This is a genomic window from Neomoorella stamsii, from assembly GCF_002995805.1.
GTDB classification, from domain to species: Bacteria; Bacillota; DSM-521; order Neomoorellales; family Neomoorellaceae; genus Neomoorella; species Neomoorella stamsii.
Genome location: NZ_PVXL01000078.1, coordinates 26,376 through 52,711, shown reverse-complemented (window position 1 = coordinate 52,711; position 26,336 = coordinate 26,376). Strand labels below are relative to the sequence as shown.

25 protein-coding genes and 1 riboswitch are annotated in these 26,336 nt (G+C 47.6%); of the genes, 24 read left to right on the top strand and 1 reads right to left on the bottom strand.

All coding sequences use genetic code 11. From position 1 onward, the window contains the following. Positions 1-68 precede the first annotated feature (68 nt). A complete protein-coding gene (locus MOST_RS15895) occupies positions 69-1,292 on the top strand; it encodes a M20 metallopeptidase family protein (protein ID WP_054936656.1) in 1,224 nt (407 codons plus the stop codon). 23 nt (positions 1,293-1,315) lie between these two features. On the opposite strand, the gene MOST_RS15890 is transcribed toward MOST_RS15895, so the two are convergent. Further along, a complete protein-coding gene (locus MOST_RS15890) occupies positions 1,316-1,573 on the bottom strand; it encodes a DUF2933 domain-containing protein (RefSeq protein WP_054936655.1) in 258 nt (85 codons plus the stop codon). Positions 1,574-1,830: 257 nt separating this feature from the next. Then, positions 1,831-1,931: riboswitch (purine riboswitch) on the top strand. Between the two features lie 59 nt (positions 1,932-1,990). Here MOST_RS15890 and MOST_RS15885 point away from each other — a divergent pair. From MOST_RS15885 to MOST_RS15775, 23 genes are all read left to right on the top strand, one after another. Next, entirely contained in the window at positions 1,991-2,473 is a 483-nt protein-coding gene (locus MOST_RS15885; protein WP_054936752.1) for a (2Fe-2S)-binding protein, read from the top strand. Between the two features lie 44 nt (positions 2,474-2,517). Further along, positions 2,518-4,809, top strand: a complete 2,292-nt coding sequence (gene xdhA, locus MOST_RS15880) for a xanthine dehydrogenase molybdenum-binding subunit XdhA (protein WP_054936654.1) — start codon at positions 2,518-2,520, stop codon at positions 4,807-4,809. Between the two features lie 17 nt (positions 4,810-4,826). Next, positions 4,827-5,711 carry a xanthine dehydrogenase FAD-binding subunit XdhB gene (gene xdhB, locus MOST_RS15875; protein ID WP_054936653.1) on the top strand — a complete coding sequence of 295 codons (885 nt, stop codon included), beginning with the start codon at positions 4,827-4,829 and terminating at the stop codon, positions 5,709-5,711. Beyond that, positions 5,704-6,165, top strand: a complete 462-nt coding sequence (gene xdhC / locus MOST_RS15870) for a xanthine dehydrogenase subunit XdhC (RefSeq protein WP_054936652.1) — start codon at positions 5,704-5,706, stop codon at positions 6,163-6,165. The genes xdhB and xdhC overlap by 8 nt, the downstream gene beginning before the upstream one ends. Positions 6,166-6,197: 32 nt before the next feature. Further along, positions 6,198-7,523, top strand: coding sequence for a putative aminohydrolase SsnA (gene ssnA, locus MOST_RS15865; protein ID WP_054936651.1), 1,326 nt, complete (start codon positions 6,198-6,200; stop codon positions 7,521-7,523). A gap of 17 nt (positions 7,524-7,540) precedes the next feature. After that, entirely contained in the window at positions 7,541-8,413 is an 873-nt protein-coding gene (locus MOST_RS15860) for an FAD binding domain-containing protein (RefSeq protein ID WP_054936650.1), read from the top strand. Positions 8,414-8,531: 118 nt separating this feature from the next. Next, the gene (locus MOST_RS15855; protein WP_208974839.1) at positions 8,532-9,338 is read left to right on the top strand and encodes an IclR family transcriptional regulator; all 807 of its coding nucleotides are present in this window, start codon (positions 8,532-8,534) and stop codon (positions 9,336-9,338) included. A gap of 71 nt (positions 9,339-9,409) precedes the next feature. Then, a complete protein-coding gene (locus MOST_RS15850) occupies positions 9,410-10,645 on the top strand; it encodes a Glu/Leu/Phe/Val family dehydrogenase (RefSeq protein ID WP_054936648.1) in 1,236 nt (411 codons plus the stop codon). Between the two features lie 18 nt (positions 10,646-10,663). Continuing rightward, the gene (locus tag MOST_RS15845; protein ID WP_054936647.1) at positions 10,664-11,578 is read left to right on the top strand and encodes an acetamidase/formamidase family protein; all 915 of its coding nucleotides are present in this window, start codon (positions 10,664-10,666) and stop codon (positions 11,576-11,578) included. 143 nt (positions 11,579-11,721) lie between these two features. Beyond that, the gene (locus MOST_RS15840) at positions 11,722-12,654 is read left to right on the top strand and encodes a hypothetical protein (protein ID WP_054936646.1); all 933 of its coding nucleotides are present in this window, start codon (positions 11,722-11,724) and stop codon (positions 12,652-12,654) included. Between the two features lie 44 nt (positions 12,655-12,698). Continuing rightward, entirely contained in the window at positions 12,699-13,544 is an 846-nt protein-coding gene (panB, locus tag MOST_RS15835) for a 3-methyl-2-oxobutanoate hydroxymethyltransferase (RefSeq protein WP_054936645.1), read from the top strand. An 85-nt stretch (positions 13,545-13,629) separates the two neighbouring features. Further along, positions 13,630-14,799, top strand: a complete 1,170-nt coding sequence (locus MOST_RS15830) for a M24 family metallopeptidase (RefSeq protein ID WP_054936751.1) — start codon at positions 13,630-13,632, stop codon at positions 14,797-14,799. A gap of 160 nt (positions 14,800-14,959) precedes the next feature. Beyond that, on the top strand, positions 14,960-16,057 hold the full coding sequence (dctP, locus tag MOST_RS15825) for a TRAP transporter substrate-binding protein DctP (protein ID WP_054936644.1): 1,098 nt from the start codon (positions 14,960-14,962) through the stop codon (positions 16,055-16,057). An 86-nt stretch (positions 16,058-16,143) separates the two neighbouring features. After that, on the top strand, positions 16,144-16,674 hold the full coding sequence (locus MOST_RS15820; protein ID WP_054936643.1) for a TRAP transporter small permease: 531 nt from the start codon (positions 16,144-16,146) through the stop codon (positions 16,672-16,674). A 9-nt stretch (positions 16,675-16,683) separates the two neighbouring features. Then, positions 16,684-17,967 (top strand): TRAP transporter large permease, encoded by a 1,284-nt coding sequence (locus MOST_RS15815; protein ID WP_054936642.1) that lies wholly within the window; start codon positions 16,684-16,686, stop codon positions 17,965-17,967. 26 nt (positions 17,968-17,993) lie between these two features. Further along, positions 17,994-18,725 (top strand): aspartate/glutamate racemase family protein, encoded by a 732-nt coding sequence (locus MOST_RS15810; RefSeq protein WP_054936641.1) that lies wholly within the window; start codon positions 17,994-17,996, stop codon positions 18,723-18,725. Positions 18,726-18,766: 41 nt separating this feature from the next. After that, a complete protein-coding gene (locus MOST_RS15805) occupies positions 18,767-19,960 on the top strand; it encodes a M20 metallopeptidase family protein (protein ID WP_054936640.1) in 1,194 nt (397 codons plus the stop codon). Between the two features lie 27 nt (positions 19,961-19,987). After that, positions 19,988-20,380, top strand: coding sequence for a RidA family protein (locus tag MOST_RS15800; RefSeq protein WP_054936639.1), 393 nt, complete (start codon positions 19,988-19,990; stop codon positions 20,378-20,380). A gap of 15 nt (positions 20,381-20,395) precedes the next feature. Next, on the top strand, positions 20,396-21,367 hold the full coding sequence (locus MOST_RS15795; RefSeq protein WP_170067061.1) for a pyridoxal-phosphate dependent enzyme: 972 nt from the start codon (positions 20,396-20,398) through the stop codon (positions 21,365-21,367). A 19-nt stretch (positions 21,368-21,386) separates the two neighbouring features. Further along, entirely contained in the window at positions 21,387-22,556 is a 1,170-nt protein-coding gene (locus tag MOST_RS15790; RefSeq protein WP_181950124.1) for a M24 family metallopeptidase, read from the top strand. Positions 22,557-22,662: 106 nt separating this feature from the next. Next, a complete protein-coding gene (locus MOST_RS15785; RefSeq protein ID WP_054936637.1) occupies positions 22,663-24,366 on the top strand; it encodes an L-aspartate oxidase in 1,704 nt (567 codons plus the stop codon). Next, positions 24,359-25,057, top strand: a complete 699-nt coding sequence (locus MOST_RS15780) for a succinate dehydrogenase/fumarate reductase iron-sulfur subunit (protein ID WP_054936636.1) — start codon at positions 24,359-24,361, stop codon at positions 25,055-25,057. The genes MOST_RS15785 and MOST_RS15780 overlap by 8 nt, the downstream gene beginning before the upstream one ends. Before the next feature lie 135 nt (positions 25,058-25,192). Next, the gene (locus tag MOST_RS15775; protein WP_054936635.1) at positions 25,193-26,332 is read left to right on the top strand and encodes a M20 family metallopeptidase; all 1,140 of its coding nucleotides are present in this window, start codon (positions 25,193-25,195) and stop codon (positions 26,330-26,332) included. Positions 26,333-26,336: the final 4 nt, after the last annotated feature.

Below are 26,336 nucleotides of genomic sequence, written 5' to 3'. Positions count from 1 at the left end.
AACCGGCCTGCCAGGACACTTGTAGGCCTGCAGGCGGGTAATTAAAAGAAACAAAGGTGACTCCCTGCATGCTAAAAAGCAACTTAAAGAGCGATGATTTCCTGGCTGCCGCAGCAGCACTCAAACCTCGCCTGGTGGCCTGGCGGCGGCAGTTGCACCAGTGCCCGGAACTGAGCTTTGCGGAAAGGGAGACGGCTGCCCTGGTGGCCGGCGTTCTGGCGGAACTGGGACTACAGGTCAGAACCGGGATCGCCGGCACTGGTGTCGTAGGGTTGCTGGAGGGGGTGAAAGACGGCCCTGCCGTAGCCCTGAGAGCCGATATGGATGCCCTGCCCATCCAGGAGGCCACCGGGGTGGAGTATGCTTCCCGCTACCCGGGCCGGATGCACGGTTGCGGCCATGATGCCCATATGGCAGTAGTTTTAGGAGCGGCGGCACTGCTAGCCGAACGTCGCCGGGAACTCCCCGGGCCGGTAGTATTTATTTTTCAACCCGGAGAAGAATTACCGCCGGGCGGGGCCGCCCTGATATTAAAGGCGGGCGTCCTGGACAACCCGCCGGTGAAGGCCATTTTCGGCCTCCACGTCACTTCTTATCTACCGGTGGGTACGGTGGGCATTCGCCCGGGGGCTGCCATGGCGTCGGCCGACAACTTTACCATTAAAATTAAAGGCCGCACCAGTCACGGCGCTTCGCCCCACCTGGGGGCCGATGCCATCGTCGCTGCCGCCCAGGTCGTTCTGGCTTTGCAGGCTATTATTTCCCGGCGTATGGATCCGGTGCAGCCGGCCGTTCTCACCATCGGTACTATTCATGGCGGCGAGAAGGAAAACATTATCGCCGCCGAGGTAACCATGACCGGTACCACCCGCGCCCTGAATCCGGTTGTCCGGCAGGAACTGGAAAGGGGTATGCGCCAGGTCCTGGCCGGGGTGGCGGCCGCCAGCGGGACGGAGATTGAACTGGATTACCTGCGGGGTTACCCGCCGCTAATAAACGATGCCAGGCTCATGGAGCTGTTTCGCCGGGCAGCCGGCGAAATCCTGGGGCCGGAAAAGGTTTTCGAACTGGCGGCCCCCTCCATGGGCGCCGAGGATTTTGCCCGCTATGCGGAAAAGGTTCCGGCAGTATATTTTAACCTCGGGGCAGCCATACCGGGAGAGACTCCCTACCCCTGGCATCATCCCCGGTTTAATATCCAGGAAGATTGCCTGCCCATTGGCAGCGCCCTGCTTTCCTGGCTGGCCATCAAGGCCCTGGCTGATTTCTCACCCGGCAGGAGCGGCTTTTAGAATAGCCGCTCTTCTTAATTATTTTACTCTACCTGGGTTTTTCCTACTTTAGGCTGATCTTTGCTGTTGGCCTTTTGCTCCCCATGCTGACATTCACCATGATTATGACCGCGCATCATGAAAAGGTGCATCAGGGGACAAAGTAAGAATAACAGCCAGGCCCAACTACCACCTGCAGTGCTGCTACTTGCAGCTGTACCGCGAGCCAGTAAGAAAAATACGGCCACCATCATCAGGCCACAACCCAGGAGCATTAACAAGCCATGCTTTCTATGATTCATCCCCAATCCCTCCTGATTTGGAAGTTAATAAGATAAAAGCCTACTCCCAGCATATTACCCTATCTGGGTATATGTCAAGACAGGGATGCAATCTTTCAGACTTTCTTCATATTTTCTTCATAATGTCTTCACAGTCGGAGTAGTAGGCGGAAGGTGTTTTGAGCCGTGATGTCCCACCCCAATCTTCCCCAAAAGCTTAACACTTCATGTTCACGGCGCAAAGATAAAATTGTTAGCAGGATTTAAGTTGCTTTTGCCGAATATAACTTTAGTGAACTCGTATAACCCCGGCGATGGGGCCGGGGGTTTCTACCAGGTGACCGGAATCACCTCGACTACGAGGGTAACCGTCAGCTGGTTTCTTTATTATATTTGTTTCCGCGAGGATAAATTTATCAGGGGGGTGGGTTGAAACCAGTGCCTAGGATTAAACTAAAAGTCAACGGCCAGGAGTACCAGGTCGAGGCCCCGGCAGACATTACCCTGCTGGAACTGCTGCGGGAATACTTAAGCCTCACCGGTACCAAGGAGGGATGCGGCAAAGGGGAATGCGGTGCCTGCACGGTACTCATGGACGGCCAGGCGGTCAACTCCTGCCTGGTTCCTGCCGCCAAGGCTGAAGGGTCGGAGGTGCTTACCATCGAAGGCCTGGCCTCGCCTGACGGCCGGCTCCATCCTTTACAGGAGGCCTTTATCAGCGAGGGTGCCGTCCAGTGCGGCTTCTGTACCCCGGGAATGATTATGAGCGCCAAAGCCCTGCTGGACCAGAACCCCCATCCCACCCGGGAGGAAATTAAGGTCGCCCTGTCGGGCAATTTATGCCGCTGCACGGGCTATGCCAAAATTATCACCGCCGTAGAAAAGGCGGCAGCAATGATAGCCGGTTCGCCCTCACGCTGACTTCCGACATCCTGCATCTGACTTCCATTTACGGAGGGGGTAAAATGGCTTATACAGTAGTTGGGAAAAGCATAAACAGGGTTGATGCTGTTGCCAAAGTTACCGGGCAAGCAAAATATACCGGCGATTTTATAGAAAGAGACATGCTGGTCGGCACAATATTAAGAAGTCCTTATGCTCACGCCATAGTTAAAAACATCAATGTCAGCAAAGCCAGGGCCCTGCCAGGTGTAGAAGCGGTTTTGACTTATGCAGACGTGCCGAAAATCAAATTTGCCACGGCAGGGCATCCCTATGCCCTGGACCCGAAGCACAGGGATAAAGAAGACCGGACTATTTTAACCAACAAGGCACGCTTTGTGGGGGATGCTATTGCGGCAGTAGTGGCCACAGACGAGTTGACAGCCGCAGAGGCTCTGAAATTAATTGAGGTAGAGTATGAAGTACTGGAGCCGCTGCTCACCCCGGAAGCTGCCATGCGGGAAGGCGCGCCTTTAATCCATGATGACTGTGAAAGAAACATCCTTAGTTCTCATGGCTATGAAATCGGCGCTATTGAAGAGGCTTTCCAGGAAGCTGACTATATTTTTGAGGATGAACTGGAAACAAGTATTGTCCAGCACTGCCAGTTAGAAAACCATGTATCCTGTGCTTATGTTGACAGCGATGGCCGGATTGTGATTGTAACTTCCACGCAGATTCCTCATATTGTAAGAAGAATCGTCGGCCAGGCTCTGGGTATCCCCTGGGGAAGGGTACGGGTAATTAAGCCTTATGTCGGCGGCGGCTTTGGCAGCAAGCAGGATGTCTGCCTGGAACCGTTAAATGCCCTGATGACCCTGGCCGTGGGTGGTAGGCCGGTAAGACTGGAATTGTCCCGGGAAGAGTGCATGATCGATACGCGCACCCGTCATGCCATTAAATATAAAATTAAAACTGGCGTTTCCAAAGACGGGAAACTAATCGGCATGCATATTGCGGCTATTTCCAACACCGGGGCCTATGCTTCCCACGGACATTCTATTGCAATGGCCGGGGGCTCCAAATTCAGGGTTCTATACCCCATGAAGGCCTTAAAATACGAACCATTAACTGTATATACCAACCTGCCCGTTGCCGGTGCCATGCGGGGTTATGGTTCACCCCAGATAACCTTTGCCGTGGAAAGCCACTTAGAAAATATTGCCAGGAAGCTTAATATCGATCCTCTTGAATTCCGCATGAAAAATCTCGTTCATGAAGGCTATGTAGATCCCTTGAATGGCAACACGGTGAGGAGCTGCGGCATTCGCGAGTGCATTGAAAAGGGTAAAGAATTAATCAAATGGGATGAGAAAAAAGCGCGGTATAAGAATCAAGCAGGTACGAAACGCAGAGGATTAGGCATGGCCTGCTTCAGCTACGCCTCCGGCACCCATCCGGTAGGACTGGAAATGGCGGGAGCAAGAATTGTTTTAAACCAGGACGGCTCCGTCCAATTGCAAATCGGTGCCACCGAAATAGGTCAAGGAAGCGATACTGTCTTTGCCCAGATGGTGGCGGAAGTCCTGGGTATACCCGTAGATATGGTGCATGTCATTTCTACCCAGGATACAGATATTACACCTTTTGACACCGGTGCCTATGCTTCCAGGCAGACTTATATTACCGGCATGGCGGTGGCAAAAGCGGCATTAGAAGTAAAAGAAAAAATCCTGGATTTTGTCTGGGGTATGACCGATATACCCGCCCACGCCTTAGATATTAAGGAACAAAACATTGTTTATAAACACTCGGGAGAAGTTGTCATGCCCCTTGCCGAAGTGGCCTTGCACACTTATTATGATACCGTTTTTGCCAGACCGATAACAAGCGATACGTCCAACAATGCCAGGATCAATGCCTTTGTTTTTGGTGTTACTTTTGCAGAAGTTGAAGTAGACCTTAAAACCGGAAAAATAGAGGTCCTGGAAATATATAATGTGCATGATTCAGGTAAAATTATCAACCCCCAATTAGCAGAAGGACAGGTGCATGGCGGCGTAGGCATGGGAATTGGCTATGCGCTGGCAGAACAGATGTTGTTTGACGAAAAAACCGGCAAACCCCTGAATAATAATTTGCTGGACTATAAAATGCCAACGATAATGGATATCCCGGATATTGGCGTGGCTTTTGTCGAAACCTTTGAGCCCACCAGCCCCTTTGGTTGCAAGGCTTTAGGAGAGCCGCCGACTATTCCCGTGGCACCGGCGATTCGCAATGCCGTTTTAGACGCGACTGGCGTGGCCTTTAACAGGCTACCCATGAACCCCCAGCGGGTCTTTGAAAAGTTCAAGGAAGCCGGCTTAATATAGGAAGGTGGTGAGGATGGGTGTACAACATTCAAGGATACTATGAGGCGACAACATTAGAGGAAGCCACCGAGTTGCTGGCAGCTAATCCTAACTTGACCATCATTGCGGGCGGCACGGATGTTTTGATTAAAATGCATCATGGCCAGATTGAAAAAGCAGAGTTGCTCAGCATCCGTAAAATAAAATCCTTGCAAGGTATTCGTAAACTTGAAGATGGTACTATCGTAATCGGGCCGTTAACTACTTTCACTCAAGTTGTCAATGCTCCTGTTATCAAAGACAATATTCCTGTTCTAGCAGAAGCTGCCCTTTCCATGGGGGGACCGCAGATCCGCAACGTTGCTACCATAGGCGGCAATATTTGCAACGGTGCCACGTCTGCCGACAGTGCTTCCACCTTGTTTGCCCTTAATGCCAGGTTAAAGCTACAAAGCAAGCTGGGGGAGAGGGTTGTTCCCATCCAGGAATTCTACCGGGGTCCTGGCAAGGTTGATTTAAAGTCCGGGGAAATCCTTACGGAAATAATAGTTGCCCCTGAGGACTATCAAGGCTATGGTGGACATTATATTAAATTTTCCATGCGCAAGGCAATGGATATCGCTACTTTAGGTGTGGCGGTGATCTGCCAAATAAGGGAAGGCAATATATTTGCAGATGTCAGGATTGGACTGGGGGTTGCAGGCCCAACTCCTTTAAGATGTCGCGAAGCAGAAGCCTTTGCTAAAGGCAAAACAATCTCCCGGGAAACCATAGCGGAAATTGGAAAATTGGCAGTTAAATCGACAAAGGCAAGGACCTCCTGGCGAGCTTCGAAAGAATACAGGGAGCACCTGGTTGAGGAACTTACCCAGAGGGCGCTGAAAGCGGCTATTGTCAAGGCGGGGGGTGAGGAAATTGCTTAAAAAAATTTCCTTTACAGTAAATGGGATACAGGCAACTCTGGAAGTAGACATTCGTGAATCGTTGCTTGAAGTCTTGCGCAACCGTTTAGGATATACTGGAGTTAAAAAAGGGTGTGGCGTTGGTGAATGCGGCGCCTGCACGGTTCTCATCGACGGCATGCCGGTTGACTCGTGTATTTACCTGGCTGTTTGGGCCGATGGCAAAAATATCGTCACGATAGAAGGTATAGCTAAAAGCGGGGAGCTTTCCAAGGTACAAAAAGCCTTTATTGAAGAGGGGGCCATCCAGTGCGGTTTCTGCACGCCCGGTTATGTCCTTACGGCAACCGCCATGGTAGAAAGCGGTAAAAAATATACGCGGGAAGAAATTAAAAGAGAATTGTCCGGTCATCTATGCCGCTGCACCGGTTACCAGAACATCATTAAAGCTGTAGAAAAAGCGCTGGCAGATTAGTTAAGTACAATATCTTTTATGGAGGTGTACGTATGCTCCTCATTGGTAACGGCCGCCTGTTGACCCTGGACCCGGGCAATCCCTTTCAGGAAGAAGGCGCGGTGGCCATTGACGGTGACCGGATAGTTGCCGTTGGCCCAACGGCTGAATTGAAGCAACGCTACCCGGAGGCCGAATGGCTGGATGCCCGGGGTATGGTGATTATGCCCGGCATGACCAATACCCACATGCACCTGTACAGCACCTTTGCCCGGGGCATGGCCCTGAAGGACGCGCCGCCGACCAATTTCCTGGAGATCCTGCAGCGGCTGTGGTGGCGCCTGGACAAGGCCCTGACCCTGGAGGATGTCTATTACAGCGCCCTGATCCCTCTGGTCGACTGCATTAAGAGCGGTACCACTACCATTCTGGACCATCATGCCAGCCCTCGCGCCGTCCGCGGCAGCCTGGAGATGATCGCCCGGGCGGCCCGGGAAACCGGCGTCCGGACCTGCCTAGCCTACGAGGTTTCGGACCGCGACGGTGAGGCCATTATGCGGGAAGGTATTGAAGAGAATATGGCAGCCATTAAAAAATACCGCGGCCAGGAAGGGTTGATCACCGCCACCTTCGGCCTCCACGCCTCCTTCACCCTCTCCGACGCCACCCTGGCCGCCTGCCGGGAGGCAGCGGCCGAGGTGGGCAGCGGCTTCCACATCCACGTGGCCGAAGGCATCCAGGACGTAGAAGATGCCCTGGAACGCGAGGGTAAACGGGTGGTGGAGCGTTTGTATGACCACCGCATCCTGGGACCAGAGACCATCGCCGCCCACTGCGTCCATGTGACCGAAAGGGAAATAGCCATCCTGAAGGAAACCGGCACCCTGGTGGTCCATAACCCCGAATCCAACATGGGCAATGCCGTCGGCTGCGCCCCGGTAGGCGACATGCTGGCCGCCGGCGTGACGGTTGGCCTGGGGACCGACGGCTATACCAGCGATATGTTTGAATCCCTCAAAACAGCCAGTGTGTTGCGCAAACTTGTCTCCGGCGACCCCAACGCCGGCTGGAGTGAAGTGCCGGCCATGGTGTTTGAGAATAACCGCCGCATCCTGGCCCGGTTCTTCCCCCATCCCCTGGGCCGCTTAGAGCCCGGCGCCTACGCCGATGTCATCCTGGTGGATTACCACGCGCCGACCCCCCTTACGGCGGCCAACTGGTTTGGCCACCTCCTCTTTGGCTTTAACGGCGGCCTGGTGGACACGACCGTTATTGGCGGTAAAGTTCTCATGCGGGAGCGGCGGCTCTTGCACCTGGACGAGGCGGCCATTGCCGCCAGGGCCCGGGAACTGGCGGTGAAGGTGTGGGAGAGGTTTTAAGGTTAAGGAGTGATAACATGCCCCAGCAATACCTCTTTGCCACCTCACCGGCCGATTGCCTGGCCATGCTGGCCGCCCACCCGGGGGCGCGCCTCATCGCCGGCGGTACCGACCTGGTAATCGACCTCAAAGAAGAAAAACGGCAAATTCATACCCTGGTTGATATTACCCGCATTCCCGAACTAAAGATAATTGCGGAAGAAAACGGTAAGATAATCCTGGGCGGGGCCGCAACCCATACCCAGGTCTCAACAGCAAAGCTTATCCGGGAGAAGTTGCCGGCACTGGCAGCAGCCGCTGCAGCCGTCGGCTCACCCCAGATACGCAATGCAGGTACCCTGGGGGGCAATGTGGTTAACGCCCAGCCGGCAGCCGATACAGCCGTAGCCCTGGTGGCCCTGGGAGCCGTAGCCACCATCCTGGGGCGGGAGGGAGAACGCCAGGTACCGGTGGAAGAACTCTATGAGGGCGTCGGGCTCTCCAAAGTGGATGCCAGCCGCGAAATATTGACCAGGTTTACCGTTGAACTGTGGGGAGAAGGCGAAGGGTCGGCCTTTGCCCGCCTGTCGCCCCGGCGGGCCCTTTCCCTGCCCATGCTCAATGTTGCCGTGCGGGTCCAGGTGGTAGAGGGGAGATGCACCCGGGCGCGCATCTGTATCGCCCCGGTGGCGCCGCAACCCTTCCTGTGTGAGGAAGCGGCCAGGGTCCTTATTGGCCAGGAGCCTGGCGCAGACGTAATCGCCAGGGCCGCGGCGGCAGCGAAAGCAGCGGTCCGCCCCAGGGACAGTCTCCTCCGGGGGTCCAGCGCCTATCGTAAAGATATGACGACAGTCCTGGTTACCCGGGCTTTGACCGCAGCTTTTTCCCGGGCCGTAAGGCGTGGATTATAAAATAGTTAAATCAAAAAAATTTTCTTGTTGCTAGCAGGATTATTTGATGAAGCGTCGAATGTATAAAATAAAATAAAATAGAAAGCCTTTCTATATATCAGAACAAGAGGAGATCCCGGTGCTGGAGAAACTGGAGAAAGAAGTTAAATATCCTGTCCAAACTGTAGAAAGGGCTTTGGAAATTATTAAGCTTTTGGCTCAAAGTGGTCCGGAGGGCCTGGGAATTAGCGAATTGAGCCGGCAATTAGGGCTGGGCAAGAGTACCGTCCATCGTTTACTTAATACGTTGGTAGCCTATCGTTATGTTGAACAGGATGCCAAGACTACGAAGTACCGTCTCGGGTGGGCGTTATTTGAGATTGGTAATGTTGTGCCCAGACAGCACAAAGTTGGTAATTTTGATATTGGTATACTTGAGGACCTCTGTGCTGAGTATGATGAGACGGTCAACTTAGGAATTCGGGACGGGAATCGTACAATTGTTATTACTAAAGTAGAGCCGGAATTGAGACTGAGAGCAAATGTAAACATTGGCGAATGCGAGCCATTACATGCTACTGCATTGGGTAAAATACTTATATCAGAACTGGATAGCAACCAGCTTAAGTCAATATTAGGAGAAAAATTGGAAGGCTTTACACCTCATACCATAAGAACTCTGGATGAACTTATTAATGAACTTAAAAAAGTAAGGGAGCAGGGCTATGCTCTCGATTGTGAAGAATATTGTTATGGGTTAACCTGTATTGCCATGCCGGTAAGAGATTTTACCGGAGAGATCAGAGCGGCGGTAAGTGTTAGCGGCCTGACTAGTCGTCTTAATTTCAATAGAATCATGGAAATAAAAAACGGTCTTGAAGTTGCTACAAGAAGGCTTTCTAGTTATCTAGGATATAAAGGGGGTAGTTTTAGCGTTAACTTATAAAGACTTCCAGTGATAAAACGGGAAAAGGTAAGGAAAGGTTCTAGTTCAAAAAAATAATTGGAGGCAAAAACATGAGTAATAACCCTTTTGAAACTGCTTTAAATAGTTTATTCATTGCGAGCAGATTGGCAGATCTTGATCCCAATGTGGTAGAGATATTAAGCAAACCCAAGAGAATCTTTGAGTTTACTATTCCATTTAAAATGGACAACGGTGAATTCAAGCTTTTTACGGCCTATCGTGTTCATTATAATGATGCCCTCGGGCCGGTTAAAGATGGGACACGCTTTGCACCTGATTTGGATTTAGATACGGTTAAAGCTCTTGGTTTATGGATGACTATTAAGCATGCCGTTGCTGGTATTCCTGCTGGGGGCGGGAAAGGTGGCATCAGAGTAAATCCTGCCGAATTAAGTGAAAGGGAGTTAGAGCGACTTACCAGAGCTTATATACGCAAGCTTCCTTTAAAAGGGGCATGGATAGACATCCCGGGTGCCGATATAGGAACTAGCGGTAAAACGCAAGCCTGGATGCTTGATGAATTTGAAGAAATAATGGGTTACCATAGCCCTGCTGCCATAAACGACAAGCCAGTAGAAGTAAACGGGACCCAGGGCAGTGCGGAAGCCACCGGCACAGGTGCATTTTATGTTACCATGCAAGCTGTCAAAGATTTTGGCATTTCCCAAAACGCGTCAGTTGCGATACAAGGTTTCGGTACAGTAGGCCGTATGATTGCTAGTCTTCTTTATAAAGAAGGTTTTAAGATATTAGCCGTCAGTGACATCTACGGGGGCGTTTATTCAGCGGTCGGGCTTAATATAGAAAAGTTAGCGCTACATGTAGCAGAAACTGGGTCGGTTGTTAACTTCCAGGATGCTGAATCCATTACAAATAATGAGTTACTGGAACTGCCATGCGATGTATTAGTACCGGCTGCTGTACAGAGTGTTATAACCGTGGAAAACGCTAATAAAATTAATGCTCGTTTAATTATAGAATGCGCCAATGGGCCTGTCACTCATGAGGCAGAAAAAATTCTTGAAGGAAAAGGAACGATTATTATCCCGGATGTACTAGCAAATTGCGGGAGCGCCATTGTTTGCAGTTTTGAGCGTATCCAGGGCCTAACTGACGATTATTGGGATCTAGAAACAGTTTTGCATCGTTTGCGGGAAAGAATTTTAAAAGCTTATCAGGAAACTTATCAGGTAGCCATGTCAAAGGATATTTCATTAAGAAATGCGGCTTGGGTTAATGCTCTAGTTAAGCTTGCTCGAGCGATCGAAAAGCGCGGTTGGGTCTAAAGCGAAAGCAGGGGAACTATGGCGACAATAATTAAGAATGAAGAATATAAATATATTTTTAGCCCTTACCTGGAACCCGTTGCGAGAATTACACCCGGTAATGAAGTAATTGTTTATACAGAAGATGCATTTAAAAGCAGGATTAAAACTGAGGCAGATATACCCTCAAAAGCCTTGGCTACAGTTAGATTCTTAAACCCGCAAACAGGTCCAATATATATTGAAGGTGCCGAACCCGGGGATACACTTAAAGTCGAGATTCAGGACATAGAACTTACCAGGGATTATGCTGTTAGTTGTTTCCTTAAACATTTCGGTGGATTACACTTAGAAGAACGCCTGGAAGAAAAGGTATGGATATGGAGATTAGTCGAGAATCGGCAATACCTGTATAACGAAGAAATTAGAGTAAAAATTCCTGTACGACCTTTTTATGGAACTTTTGGTGTGGCTCCTGAAATTGAAGCAATATCAACTATGTCACCCGGACCTTTTGGGGGCAATATGGATGTCCCAGATATCACGGCTGGCAATACCGTTTATTTACCTGTATATAATAAAGGCGCACTTTTCTATATGGGCGATTGTCATGCTGCACAAGGGGAGGGCGAATTATGCGGAGTAGCCTGTGAGATTACTGCAAAAGCTACTATAAAATTTGACCTGATAAAAGGAAAAAAAATAGCTTGGCCAAGAATAGAATCCAAAGACAAAATTATGGCAGTAGGAAGCGCCCGACCCATGGAAGATGCTGCGCGAATAGCTTATGCTGAGCTACTTGCCTGGTTAGCCGAGGATTATGGATTTACGAAAGCAGAGGCTTACGAGTTATTAACTCAAGTGGGGGGATTATATGTAGGCAATATGGTAGATACAAGCTATTCGTTAGTTGCTTCTATTCATAAAAGATATTTGCAACGTATAGATGCGTGATGGTTGATTTAAAGAATTTTTATAGGCAGTAGGGAGGACAAGATTATTGAAGAATATTTATTATAAAAATGAAATAGAATTACGTTCCAAATAATAGAAAATAAAAGTTGTAAATAAAAGTTTTAAAAGGAGAGTGTTTACCTATGGATGTAATTAAACAAGCTTTAGAGAGGATGGGCTATGCCGCTGAAGATGCCTATGATGTACCGAGTTCGCCGTACAGGTTTCCTGATGGTGCCCATTATCGCAATGAAGTATCGGGGATAGAAAACGTAGCCAATTTAGAAGTACTAATAGAAGAATCGGAAAAAAGAAATGTGCCGGTACACCGTATAATTTGTACGGTAAGAGGAGCAACGTTGCTTACCAATTCGGAGTTAAGAACGTTTGCCCGGCTGGCGGCGGAAAAGAAGTATGAGATAATCATGACACCCTATCCCAGCCGCGCCTGGGATACAGGCAGGATGTATATAACCCCTGAAGGTTACGTATCAGGGATGCGTATACGGGGAATGGACAATACTTACCGCGTGCTCAAAGATATAGAACGTTGCATAGAAGCCGGCATACGTGGCTTTTTAGTAACTGACGAAGGCTTGCTAACAATCCTGGTACAAATGCGCGCCGAGGGGGTACTACCGAAGGACGTGGTCTTTAAAGTATCGAGTTTTACAGGTCACGCCAGTCCTGCCGGGGCGAGATTATTAAAGCAATTGGGAGCAAATACGTTTAATCCTCTGGCGGATTTATCCCTTCCCATGCTTGCCTCAATTCGAAAAGCAGTAGATATTCCAATAGATGTGTATATGACACTGGTTGATTCTATAGGAGGCTACCATAGATTTTTAGAAGCCGCGGAGATTGCGCGGGTATGCGCGCCGGTATACTTCAAGTTTGAGCCCGGAAGAAGCGAAGGCGAGCTATACAAGTCCTGGGCTGAGCCCGGTTATCTAAACTTCCTGACACGGGAAAAAGTCAGGCAGGTACAGGTAACCATGGAATGGATAAAAAGGTTGAACCCGGAAATTATATGTTCTACCGCCGGGCCCGAAGACCTGGCAGTACCCAAGCCGTAGCCATCATAGTACTTTATAATAAATCCAGGGAGGCGATGTTATAAATGGCCAAGAGAACGGTTCTCGATTTTATGCGGATGAAACGGCAAGGCGAACAGGTAGCCTGGGTGACTGCTTACGACTACCTGATGGCTTCTTATGCCGAGCAAGCCGGTGTAGACATGATTTTAGTTGGCGATTCAATGGGTATGGTAATCCTCGGCTACGACAGTACCGTTCCCGTGACAATGGATGATTGTATTTCCCATTGCAAGGCGGTGCGGAGGGGCGCGCCCAATACATGGATTGTAGGTGATATGCCCTTTTTATCCTACCAGGCTTCCGACGAAGAGGCGGTAAGAAATGCGGGGCGCTTCTTGAAAGAGGCCCAGGTGGATTGCATCAAGTTAGAGGGAGGACGGCGGGTAGCGAGCCGTATCCGGGCCATAACCGATGCGGGTATCCTTGTAATGGGACATATCGGCTTGACGCCGCAAAGTTCTAGCCAGCTGGGAGGCTTTAAAGCCAGGGGAAGAGATATAGATAGCGCCAGGGAAGTTATAAAAGACGCCCTCGCCGTTCAAGAAGCCGGCGCTTATGCCCTGCTTATTGAAGCCGTTCCCCCGCAGGTAACCCAGTTTATTGCCAAAAAACTTGACATCCCGGTGTACTCAATTGGTGCCGGGCCCTGCGACGGCCAGCTCCTGATATGTGCTGATATGCTGGGCATGTACCAGGCTTTTACGCCAAAGTTCGCCAAAAAGTATGCCAATGTATCATCAGTTATAGTAAATGCATTCCAGCAATATATAAGCGAGGTAAAAACCGGAATATTCCCTTCGGATGAATATCTCTATCATATCAAAGATAATGAAGAGGATTTCGAGAAGCTCTTTAAGGAGTTTAGCTAAATAATTCAACTGGGGCGGGCGAGCGGGTCGATCTGCCTGCCCTCATTTCCAATTATCAAGGAGGTATCTGCCGGTGGCTCTTTTAATGCCTTTTGAAAAAGAAGAGTACCTTGCACGAATGAAAAAAGTTAAAGATAGCATGAGTTCCAGAGGTATTGACGTGTTGCTGGTTACAGACCCCGCCAATATGTGCTACCTTGCGGGATATAATGCCTGGTCCTTTTACGTCCACCAGGTGCTGGTAGTTACACTAGATGATGAACAACCAACTTTTATAGGGCGTTATATGGATGCTTTTTGTGGTGCTTTGAAAACTACTTGGCTAGATGCTTCCCATGTTCGCTGGTATAGTGATGATTATGTCCAGAATACTGAAAAACACCCTTTTGATTTTGTGGCTGGCGTATTAAAAGACATGGGAGCAGGGAAGAAGACAATCGCTGTTGAGATGGATTCGTATTATTTTACTGCCACATGTTATGAGAGCCTTAAAAATGGGCTTCCTGAAGCTAAGATTGTCAATGGCAACTTACTGGTAAACTGGGTGCGTATTATTAAATCACCAAAAGAAATTGAATTGATGAAAAGAGCTGCCAAAATTGTAGAGAAAGCCATGCAAACTGCAATTGAATCCCTTGAACCGGGGTCCAGGCAATGCGACGTTGCGGCCAATATCTATAATTCGTTGATAAAAGGAACAGATGAGTTTGGGGGTGACTATCCTTCTATTGTACCTCTCCTGCCTTCCGGTGATACGTCGGGAGCCCCGCACTTAACCTGGACGGATGAAAGATATAGCACGGGTACAATTGTAATGATTGAGATTGCGGGGTGTCACCAGCGCTATCATTCTCCGATGGCGAGAACGGTTTCAATAGGTAAACCGGATGACAAAGTTAAAAGGGTAGCGGAAATTACAGTTGAAGGGCTTAATGCAGCTTTAAATACTGTTAAGCCGGGAGTAACCTGCGAGGAAGTTGAACTGGCCTGGCGGAAGGTTTTGAAAAAATATGGTTTTGAAAAAGAATCGCGTATCGGGTATTCCATGGGTTTGAATTACCCCCCTGACTGGGGTGAGCATACGGCAAGCCTCCGCCCGGGTGATAAGACCGTACTACAACCCAATATGACTTTTCACTGTATACCTGGTATGTATTTTGATGATTTCGGCGTCTCGATCAGCGAGGCATTTAGAGTAACAGAAAATGGTTGTGAAACGCTTGCCAATTTCCCGCGACAGTTATTTATAAAATGAAATGTTAGTGCTCAATTTTATGCAGTTTTTTACATTAACTAGATAAAAAAGGGGGTGAATATCGGGCCAGGAAAAGGAAAAGGTTCTTTATACGAAGGTGTGGGAAAAAAGCGGGTTGTCTAAAAGCAAAAAATATATTTGAAGGAGGGCGAAGTAGAGAATGAATAAAAGATTAATAGTAATTTTAATGAGCCTTCTGGTTGTATTATCAATAGCGATTGCAGGGTGTGGAAAGCAGGAAGATAAGAAGAATAACAACACCTCTTCCGGTAATACAACCCAGGAGAAGAAGATCGAAGCCAAATTTGCATCCGAAGAGATCGAGGGCGACTTCATGACCGTATGGGCCCAAAAATTCGCCGAAGAAATGAAAAAGTCGTCAAATGGAAACATCGATATTACCGTTTACCCGTTTGGTACCCTGGGTGAATCCCGTGACATCAATGAGCTCTGCCAGCTCGGGGTAGTACAGTACGTGTTTTCTGACTTTGCCTGGATCAGTTCCTTTGTCCCCGAGGCCCAGGTACTGGCATTAAACTATATCTGGCCAAAGGAACGTATAATCGAGTGCCTGGAATGGGTTGTAAAGAACGGTGAGTTCATGCCGGTGCTGGAAAAATACTTCCGCCAGAAAGGCCTTGTACCGCTTGGAGTAATGTTTGAAGGCTGGCAGACGATTACTTCAAAGAAGCCGATCAACTCCCTGGCCGATATGAACGGCTTCAAAGTCAGGGTTATGGGCTCCAAGTTGTTAGTAGAAAACTATAAAGCCTATGGCGCTGTGCCTACTCCTATAACTTTCGGCGAGGTTTATACCGCTTTGCAGACGGGGCTCGTCGAAGGCCAGATAAATCCTATTTTTGCCATCAGGAGTTCCAAGTTTTATGAAGTGCAGGATTACTTCATCCAGGCTTATAATGAGCCATTCTTGGGTATTCCCACGGTCAATGCCCAGTTCTTTGACTCTCTGCCCAAAGAAACCCAGGAAAAGATGCGGCAGTGGTGGAAGGACGCAGTTGTACCCAGTGGTAAATGGATTGAAGAACGGCACAAAGAAGATTTAGCGGCAATGCTTAAAGAAAAACCCCAGATAAAGGTTATTGAACTCAGCGATGCGGAAATTGGGAAATTTAGGAAAAGGGCCGAGACGGTCTATCCCAAGTTCCTTGAAATCGGCGGCCAGGGGGCCAAGGAAGTCCTTGATGTGCTGCAAAAAGATATAGAAAACGCCAAAAAAGCACTCGGTATAAAACTGTAAGCTTGCTATTAGAGGCTCAAACCTAATGAAACCTCACGGCGGGTCCTTTCTCGCCGTGAGGTTATCTAAGTTAGGAGGCTACTGGGGTGGATGCGCTTAAAAAAATAACGGATAAGATAAGCACGTTTTTAGAGATAGTTGAGGTTTGGGGTATGGTATGTGGCGTTATTTTTGTAGCATCAATGTGGATAATCAATGTCATAGCCAGGCAGCTTGATCGCAGCATCTTTTTCGTAGAAGAGCTATCGCAAATTATGATGATCCTGATAACTTTTATAGGCTCGGCCTATGGGGTCAGGAGGGCAAGGCATATCCGCATGAGCGCAGTTTTCGACGCTGCCAGACCTGTTATCCAAAAAGTATTGATAATATTTACTGCCTGTATGGGCGCGCTTATAACGTTTCAAATGACCGGCTATGCCTATGATTATGTAATGGTCGCCAAATCGAGGGCACAACTTACGCCTGCTTTACAGATCCCCTACTGGCTGATCTGGTCCATTATACCTATCGGATTCTTTTTAATGGGTGTGGAATACGTAAGAACGGTCATAAAAAATATTGTTGTTAAGGAAGTGTGGTTGTCCCCCGAGCAGAAAAGCGAATATGAGGAGTGAGTTACGGCAATGCTATGGGCTTTGCTACTGGGTGTATTATTATTTATCGGCTTTCCTTTTATATTAAACATTCTAGGAACCCTGATGCTGTACCTAAAGATTAATTTGCCAATGCTGGATCCAAAAATTTTGGTTCAGCAAATAGTAACTGGTATCAGCCCACCGGCCCTGGTATGTGTGCCCCTTTATATTCTTGGAGCGGAGATCATTATCCACGGGGAAACGGGGAAAAAACTGGCGCGCATGATAATGTCCTGGCTGGGTCACTTGCCCGGAGGCATTCCAGTTAGTAGTAGTGTGGCCTGTACCGTTTTTGGAGCTGTATCGGGTTCCGCCCAGGCAACCTTGGCGGCAATAGGAGGCACTTTCCGGCCTATATTACTTCGCGCCGGATATCCAAGTTCGTTTACCTTTGGATTAATACTTAACTCGGCGGAAATAGCCCTGCTTATTCCACCAAGTGTTATTCTAATCGTATATGGGGTTATAACAGGTACTTCCATTGGTAAATTATATATGGCCGGGATTGTACCTGGTGTTATTTTGTGTATTCTCTTTTGCGCTTATAGCATTATCTACTCCAGGGTTAAAAAGATCGGCTACACTGAACAAAAGGCCAGCTGGCAGGAAAGGATGGAAAGCGTAAAAGAGGGAATTTGGGTTTTTGGCTACCCCGTTATTATTATCGGCGGTATTTACGCCGGGATTTTTAGCCCTACCGAAGCTGCTGCCGCTGCTGTCCTTTATGCCTTGCTAGTGGAATGGCTCGTCTATCGCGCTTTAAGTATAAAAACTATTTTCAATGCAGCCCTAGCGACGGGTGTAGTTACGGGCGTGGTCTTTATTCTCGTAGGTGCGGGCCAGGTGGCTTCCTGGTTGATAAGCTTCCTGAAATTACCTGATAAAATACTGCCGGTGCTACTGGGAACTCAGCCTTCTTATTTAAAAGTAATTATCGCTATAAATCTAGCTTATCTGGTTGCCTGTATGCTTGTTGACGGCCTGGTTGCCATGTATATTCTTACGCCGATATTTGCGAAATATGTTGCCATGGTGGGGATAGACCCTCTCCTTTTAGGGATTATAGTTACAACTCAGGTGGCAATGGGAACGATAACACCGCCCTTCGGCTGTGACATCTTTACGGCTCAGGTAATATTCCGGCGACCGTATCTGGAGATTATTGCCCACATCTGGCCTTTTCTTTTAATGACGCTAATGATGATTGTCGTGCTCATCATGTTCCCGCAACTGTGCCTCTTTTTGCCTAACGCCATGCTGGGCGGTCATTAAAGTTTTGCATAGAAAGAGGTGAGCTTATGATTTACCAGGCGAGAAAAGGGCAGGTCAGCTACGGTGAGGCAATAGGTATCCTGCTCCTGGAGACTTACGCACCTTTTATTCCCGGTGATGTGGGTAATGCAACTACCTATTCTTTTCCCGTACGCTTTAAAGTTGTTAAGGGTCTGACCGCAAAAAGGGTATTTGAACATGATTGGAACGTACTCGATGCCATAATATCGGCAGGCCGTGAACTGGTTCAAGAGGGTGTACGGGCCATTACCGGGGACTGCGGCTTCCTGGCTATATATCAAAGGGAGGTCGCCAATCAATTAGAAGTGCCAGTATTTTTATCCAGCCTGCTGCAGGTACCTTTTATTTCACGAATGCTAAAAGAAGATGAAAAGGTAGGTATAATCGTAGCCAATAGTAAAGCTGTAAATAATAGGTTACTTGAGACTGCGGGCATTTCCAGAGACGTTCCTGTAAATATCCGCGGTCTAGAAGACCAAGAACACTTTCGCCGTGCAGCTATCGAAGAAACCGGAATCCTAGATGCTGAAAAAATCGAGGAGGAAGTAGTTTCAGTAGCAAAGCAGTTGGTTGCAGGCGATCCAAAAGTTAAAGCGCTTTTACTGGAGTGCAGCATGTTACCTCCCTATGCCGCTGCGGTGCAGCGAGCGGTTAACATGCCCGTCTTTGATTTTATTACTATGATTAATTTTGTGTTCTCCGGATTAATAAGGAAGCCTTTTCAAGGCTTTATGTAATAAATTTAAGATTTTATTTCATATATAAGAAGGCGGGTTATATGATACCAGAGCTAAAACATGAGATTAAATCCCTGAAAGAAGAAGTAATCTGGTTGCGCAGGGATTTGCACATGCACCCGGAACTAGGTTTCAAGGAATTCAGGACATCCAAGATGATATGTGAGTATTTGGGGGCGTTAGGGATAGAGACGCAAGTTCTTGCCCAAACCGGGGTGGTAGGCCTGCTGAAAGGTAACGGTCCCGGTCCTACGGTTTTGCTACGCGCGGATATGGACGCCCTGCCGCTGCAAGAAATTATTGATAAACCCTACAAATCGATTTACGAAGGTGTAGCTCACGGCTGCGGTCATGACGCCCATGTGGCCATGCTTCTTGTAGCCGCTAAAGTCTTAAGCAAACATCGCCAGGAGTTTAAAGGGAATATCAAGTTTCTGTTCCAGCCCAATGAGGAGACTACCGATCCCAGGGCCGGCGCTTTGGTAATGATCCGGGAGGGCGTCCTGGAGAACCCCCGGGTGGACGGGGCTTTTGCCCTTCATGTTTGGACGGACATTGATAGCGGGAAAATAGGGGTGGTAAACGGGGCTATTATGGCAGGGCTTGAAGAGTTTGAGTTGACCGTATTCGGTAAAGGAGGCCACACCGCCTCCCCCCATGCGGCGGTAGATCCCGTCATAGCGGCAGCCAAAATTGTTGATGCTGTGCAATTTATATCCACCAGAGAAATTAACGTTTTCAACCCGACAATAATCATGTTTGGTAGAATTCAAGGAGGTTCCTGGAGAAATGTAATTCCGGAAAAAGTAGAGATCGGGGGAACTATTCGCTATTTATTAGAAGATGAAGAGCGGGAAAAAGCGATACTCAAGGAAAAATTTGAGCGCATTATTCAAGGTATTTGCCTGGCTACCAGAACAGATTATGAAATCAAATATATACCCAGCAATCCCAGTATGAAAAATGCGCCAGAAATGGTCCAATTTGTCCGAGAAGCGGCACGGGACACCCTGGGAGGAGAGCAAAGTATTGTTGAATATCGAGTTATGGGTGGCGAAGATTTTGCTGAATTTAGCCGCAGGGTTCCCAGCGCGTTCTATTTTATAGGTGCTAGAAATAAAGCAAAGAGTTCCCATTATCCCCATCACCATCCCCTTTTTGATATTGACGAAGACGTATTGTTGATTGGCGTAGAGATGCACGTCAGGTCAGCCCTGGCTTACTTAAACAAATAAAATAAAACATGAAAGGAGTAACGGGCTATGTCTAAAATTCCTGTTCATCCGGTAAACACACCTCTACCTGCCGGGCCATACACGCATGCCATCATTGCCGGTGATTATATATTTGTTAGCGGGCAAACCCCTGAAAAGCCTGGCACGGACGAACTCGTTGAGGGCGGTATTAAAGAACAAACGCGACAGGTCTTAGAACATATCAAGACTATTCTGGCTACTGCCGGGTGTACCATGGACGATGTGGTCAAGGTTAACGCCTACCTGGCGGATATAAACGATTTCAGCGGTTATAACGAGGTATATAAAGAATATTTTTCCCGGCCTTACCCGGCACGCCTGACGGTCCAGAGCGCCAACCCCAGCAATGCCCTGGTAGAGATTGATGTAATAGCTTATCGACCTGCGAACAAAGGTTAAATAGAGGTGTTCAATTTGGCCAAACCTGACATTCGTGACATCTGGGCAGCACGTAGGAGGATTGCCTCTATCGTTGCCAAAACCCCGTTATTTTTCTCGCCAGCGATTTCGGAGGATACGTGTTCTTCCATATTCTTGAAAATGGAGATCTTTCATGAACCCGGGAGTTTCAAAATCAGGGGCGCCGCCAATAAGATATTAAGCTTAACCCCGGAACAGCAAAAAGCCGGTATTGCCACATTTTCTACCGGCAATCACGGTCTTGCCACTGCCTATGTTGCCAAACGGCTGGGTATTCCGGCTTTCGTATTTATTTCCGAGAGGGTTCCCGCGGTTAAAGTCCAGGCTTTAAGGCGGATGGGTGCTACACTAATGATTCACGGTCACGGTCAGGATGACGCGGAGGAATACTGTTACAAGGTAGCCCGCGAACGCGGGCTGACAATAGTACAACCCTTTGATGACCCGGAAGTTATTTCCGGGCACGGGACTATAGGCTTGGAACTGCTTAATGACTGTCCCCAACTGGACAAGGTTATCGTACCTTTATCGGGAGGTGGGTTATTATCAGGTATTGCCCTGGCATTAAAATCATGTGACCCTGCTATAAAGGTTATCGGTGTGTCCATGGAGCGGAGCGCGGTGATGTATCACAGCCTCAGGGCCGGGAAACCGGTTATGCTTAAAGAAGAAGACACCCTGGCTGACAGCTTGTTAGGAGGGATAGGCCGGAATAATCAGTACACATTCAGGATGGTCCGGGAACTGGTTGATGAAACTGTTCTTGTTTCAGAAGAAGCGATAGCAGAAGGAATGGCGTATCTTTTCAAAAATCACCAGTTGGTTGTTGAAGGTGCTGCCGCTACTGGCATCGCCGCAATAAGGCAGCTGGGTTTGGCAAAACCCGGGGAGAATGTTGCTGTTATTATAACTGGCAAGAGTGTTGATGCTTCCACTTTTATAAACGCTACCAAAAAATATTTATAAATATAACGGGGGGAGATATATGCTGCCATTCGAGCTTGCAGAGTACCATGAAAGAGTTAAAAAAACAAAGGAAAAGATGGTTGCTGCCGGGATCGATGTTATGGTAATCGCCGATCCGGCAAACATGAATTATCTTTCAGGGTATGACGGTTGGTCTTTTTATGTTCCGCAGTGCTTGATTCTAATGTTGGACCGGGAACAGCCCATTTGGGTTGGAAGGGGCCAGGACGCCAACGGGGCGAGGCTGACCACATGGTTAGATGAAGAGAATATCAGAGCCTATACAGACGATTATGTACACAGTGCCGTCAAACACCCTATGGATTATGTGGCGGACATAATCAAGGCAGAGGGTTATGGCGATAAGACTATAGGCCTGGAGATGGATGCCTATTACTTCACTGCTAAATGTTGCAAGAGACTGGAAATGAAACTGCCTAATGCAAAGTTTAAAGATGCTACTCTCTTGGTTAATTATGTAAGAATAATAAAGTCTCCTAGAGAAATTGAATATATGAAAAAGGCCGCCAGGCTCGTAGAAAAAGCAATGCAGACAGCTATTGATTATATCAATGAAGGCGTCAGGGAGTGTGATGTGGTAGCTAACATCTATCACAGCATGATCAGCGGTACCGAGGATTTCGGCGGAGATTATCCTGCCATCGTTCCACTTTTACCTTCCGGCGAGAAGACCTCGACTCCTCATTTGACGTGGAGCGACGAAAAATACAAAAGAGGCGATACGGTTATTATTGAACTCGCAGGTTGCTACAAACGTTATCATTCACCTCTGGCAAGAACGCTTGTTCTAGAACCCGCACCTGCGAAGGTCCATGACTTGGCTGCTGTAGTTGTGGAAGGTATAAATGCTGCGCTTGATTTTATTAAGCCAGGTGTAACTGCAGCTGAAGTAGAAGCGGTTTGGCGCAAAACTATAGAAAAAAGTGGTTTCAAAAAGGAATCAAGGATAGGATACTCCATGGGCCTGAACTATCCTCCAGACTGGGGTGAACATACAGTTAGTCTTAGGCCGGAGGACAACACTGTACTTCAACCCAATATGACTTTCCACATGATCCCTGGCATCTGGCTTGACGATTGCGGCGTGGAAATAAGTGAATCTTTCCTCGTTACCGAAAACGGATGCGAGGTATTTGCTAACTTCCCGAGGATGTTATTTGTAAAATAAATTACAAGAAAAAGGGTATGGAATTATCTTGTTGGTTTGTCCCATACCCCTTTGTCTAACTTACTTTTTGGTGGCCCGCCGTAAGACTTTCTAAGGGGTGAGCAATTTGCAGTTAGCAATTGAATTCTTAAAAGCAGATGTTCTGGTAATTGGTTCCGGCTGCGCGGGCCTGATAGCAGCAATAGAGGCTGCAAAGACTAGATGTACGGTAATGCTGATTGATAAAGGCCTAATCGGGAAAAGCGGATGCACTGTTGGGGCACAAAACATTGCTGCGGTTATTAAAGACGAAATACCGGAAGACAGTGTTGAGCTTCACTACAAGGACACCATAAAGGCAGGTAAGGGCCTCAATGATCCACATTTGGTTAAAATTATGGTAGAGGAGGCGGAAGAGAGCATAAGGCAACTAGAAGCAATAGGGATGTTTTTTGAACGAAGGGAAGATGGGCGGTATAAACTTTTGGACATGAATGGTCACAGTTATCCGCGAGCACTGCTCCATTCGGACCGGACAGGAAAGGTTATTGTAGATGTATTACGCGCTGAGGCGGAGCGACTTGGTGTAACAATGAAGGGGGATGTCCTTTTAACCTGTATATTCAAGGAAAAGGGACAGGTCCAGGGAGCAATGGCTGTAGATTTCGCCCGTGGATGCTTGGTGTTAATTTTAGCTAAGGCGGTCGTAATTGCTACCGGGGGTGCAGGTCAGCTATATCCTCTGACAACTAATTGCGATCAGTCCACAGGTGATGGGATGGTTTTATCTTTAAAAGCAGGCTGTACTTTAAAAGATCTGGAATTTTACCAGTTTTATCCTGCTACAGTAATTGTGCCGAAAGCCCTTCACGGATACTGTTTGGGGATGATCCAGTTCGGCAGGCTTTATAACAATAAGGGCGAAAGGTTCATGACAAAGTACGACCCTATCTCCCTGGAAAAGGGTACCCGCGATCTTATTTCCTTGAGCATTTACAGGGAGATTATTGCCGGCAATGGAACGCCAAATAAAGGGGTTTATCTGGATATTTCCGGGCTACCTGTGGACGTTCTTAGATCTTTTGACGAAGAGTGCAAAATTCTTCATAGTTGTGGGATCGATATAAACTCTAATAGGATTGAAATCAGTCCCGCTGCCCATTACTTTATGGGTGGCATTAAAATTGATGAGAATGGGAAGACGGCGCTAAATGGTTTATTTGCGGCGGGTGAAGTGAGCGGCGGATTCCATGGAGCCAACCGTCTTGGGAACAATAGTCTTCTCGAATGCCTGGTGTTTGGTCGTAGAGCTGGTAGAGCCGCCGGGTTATATGCTGGAGAAACAGATTATTATCCACCGGGTCGGGATAGCATTTCGGGAGAAATTGCCCGGTTGAGGACCATTCTTAATAAAGGGACAAGAAAATATCAACCCGGCCATATCCTAGAAGCCTTGCAGCAGGTAATGTGGGAACACGTTGGAATAATTAGGAGCACCGGTGGATTGGAAAAGGCTAGGGAGATATTAACTGAGCTGAAGGCTAATCTTGAAACTAATACAGGTATATCCCGAAAGGACCTTCTTTTTAACAGAGAGCTGTACTATTACCTCCAGGTGGAAAACATGATTTTATTAGCAGAAGCCATGGTAATTTCTGCGCTGGCCAGGAAAGAAAGCAGGGGTGCCCATGTTATGGAAAATTATCTCGAAAGCAACGATGAGCAATGGCTGGTGAATACGGAGATTACCTTTATTAATGGCCGGCTAAGCTTACAATTAGTCCCATGTAAAAAATTAAATGACTACAGGCGGGGCGGTATTGTTGAGTAAAAAGAGTTTTCTAGCTAGTGTATACCGGTATAATCCATTTACCGACAGAAAGCCTTATTACGTTAAATATGAAATTGAAGCCGGCGGAAAGATGAAGGTTTTAGATGTTCTGAGATATATCCAGCGCAACTTTGACGGCGAGCTTGCTTTCCGAAGTTCCTGCGGGATAGGGAGATGCGGTAGTTGTGCAGTAGTTGTTAACGGGAAACCGGTATTATCATGCAAGGAATACATTGAAAATATAGATATTGTTATCGAGCCCCTGGCCAATTACCCTGTTATAAAAGACTTAATCATTGATCGTGAACCTTATAATAATAAACTCAAGCATATTAGGCCTTTTTTAGAAAATACCGCGCGTGGCACCAAGCAAGTAGCACAGGAAGATTATCAACAGTACAAATACTTTACTTGTTGCGTAGAATGCCTTTGCTGCATGTCAGTATGCCCGTCTTTTAGCAGGGTTCCCCTCGAATTTTACGGGCCATGTATATTCGTCCAGCTGGCAAGATATAAGTCTCATCCACTTGATGGTGGAGCCAGGATTTTAATGGTAAAATATGGAGGGTTGCATAATTGCATTTCTTGTAAAAGGTGTACTGCCGTCTGTCCCCAGGGAATTGATATCTATAACGATGTGGTTGTACCTTTTCGTACAGCTATATTGCGAGAGGGAGGGGATAGTTTTTAAATACACAATATTAATTTTTCCTGATATGAATGTGTGAGGTGGGTTAAAAACTGTTCGGGTAATAGCGCCATCTATTTTTTGGTGATTGTTACGATCGGGGGAGGGGTTTCTATATCTATCTTTGATTACATTAACGTGGACGAAGTGATAAGGTTTGCGCAGGCTCTGGTGCAAATCCCAAGTGAGAGCGGCAATGAAAGGCAGGTAGCCGAACTTATTGCCCGGGAAATGAGAAAACTTGGTTATGATGAAGTTTATGTTGATTCGATTAACAATGTTATTGGCAGGATTAAAGGATTTGGTAATGGGCCTTCTTTACTTTTAGTTGGGCATATTGACCATGCTGAAGCAGGTACTATGATAAAACCCTTTTCGGGCGAATTAATGGATGGCTCCATTTTTGGTATTGTTGGAGAGGTTATCTATGGAAGAGGCGCTGTCGATATGAAAGGGGCCATGGCTTGCATGGTCTATGCTGCAGCTGCTGTTAAAAAGGCTGGTATAAAATTAAAAGGGGATGTAATTGTTGCCGGTAACTCTCTGGAAGAGGTAAGTGCAGCTGAAGGCGTCCTTTATATGCTGGATAATGATAAAATCACCGCCGATATGGCAATTTGCGGTGAAGCTACAAATCTAAACGTCTGTTTAGGTCACCGCGGTAATGCCGAAGTGAAACTAACTGTAAAAGGGCGTATGTGCCATGCTTCCAACCCCAGTCGCGGGATTAATGCCGTTATTAAAGCCTGTGAGTTTATAAACTTCTACCTAGAGAATTATAAACTTCCCAAGCACGAACTACTGGGTGATTGTACCACCACCGTCCTTGATATTCGCGCAGTTACCGAACGTAAGGCGCCGATCGTGCCTGACCTATGCCATGTGTACTTTGACCGGCGATTTTTACCAGGGGAAACCCGGGAAAAGATAATTGCCGAATACAAGGAAATAATAAAGCAAGCCCAAAAGGTAATAGCCGACTTTGATGCCGATGTTGAGATTACCAAATGGGGTTTGGCATTATATACTCCTGTTGAAGAAAAGGTAGTGCAAAGCCTACAAAAGGCGCGGTCAAAGGTTATGGGCGAAGAAGGCAAACTATCAGCGTGGATTTTCGGTACCGATGGAGCTTTTATTGCCGACAAGGGTATCCCGACTGTGGGCTTCGGTCCGGGTGACGAAGCATTTGCCCATACGCCGGAAGAACATATACCTGTCAAGCATCTTGAATTGGCGACAAAAGTTTATGCTCAGGCTATTCTGGATATTTGTGGTTAATCAA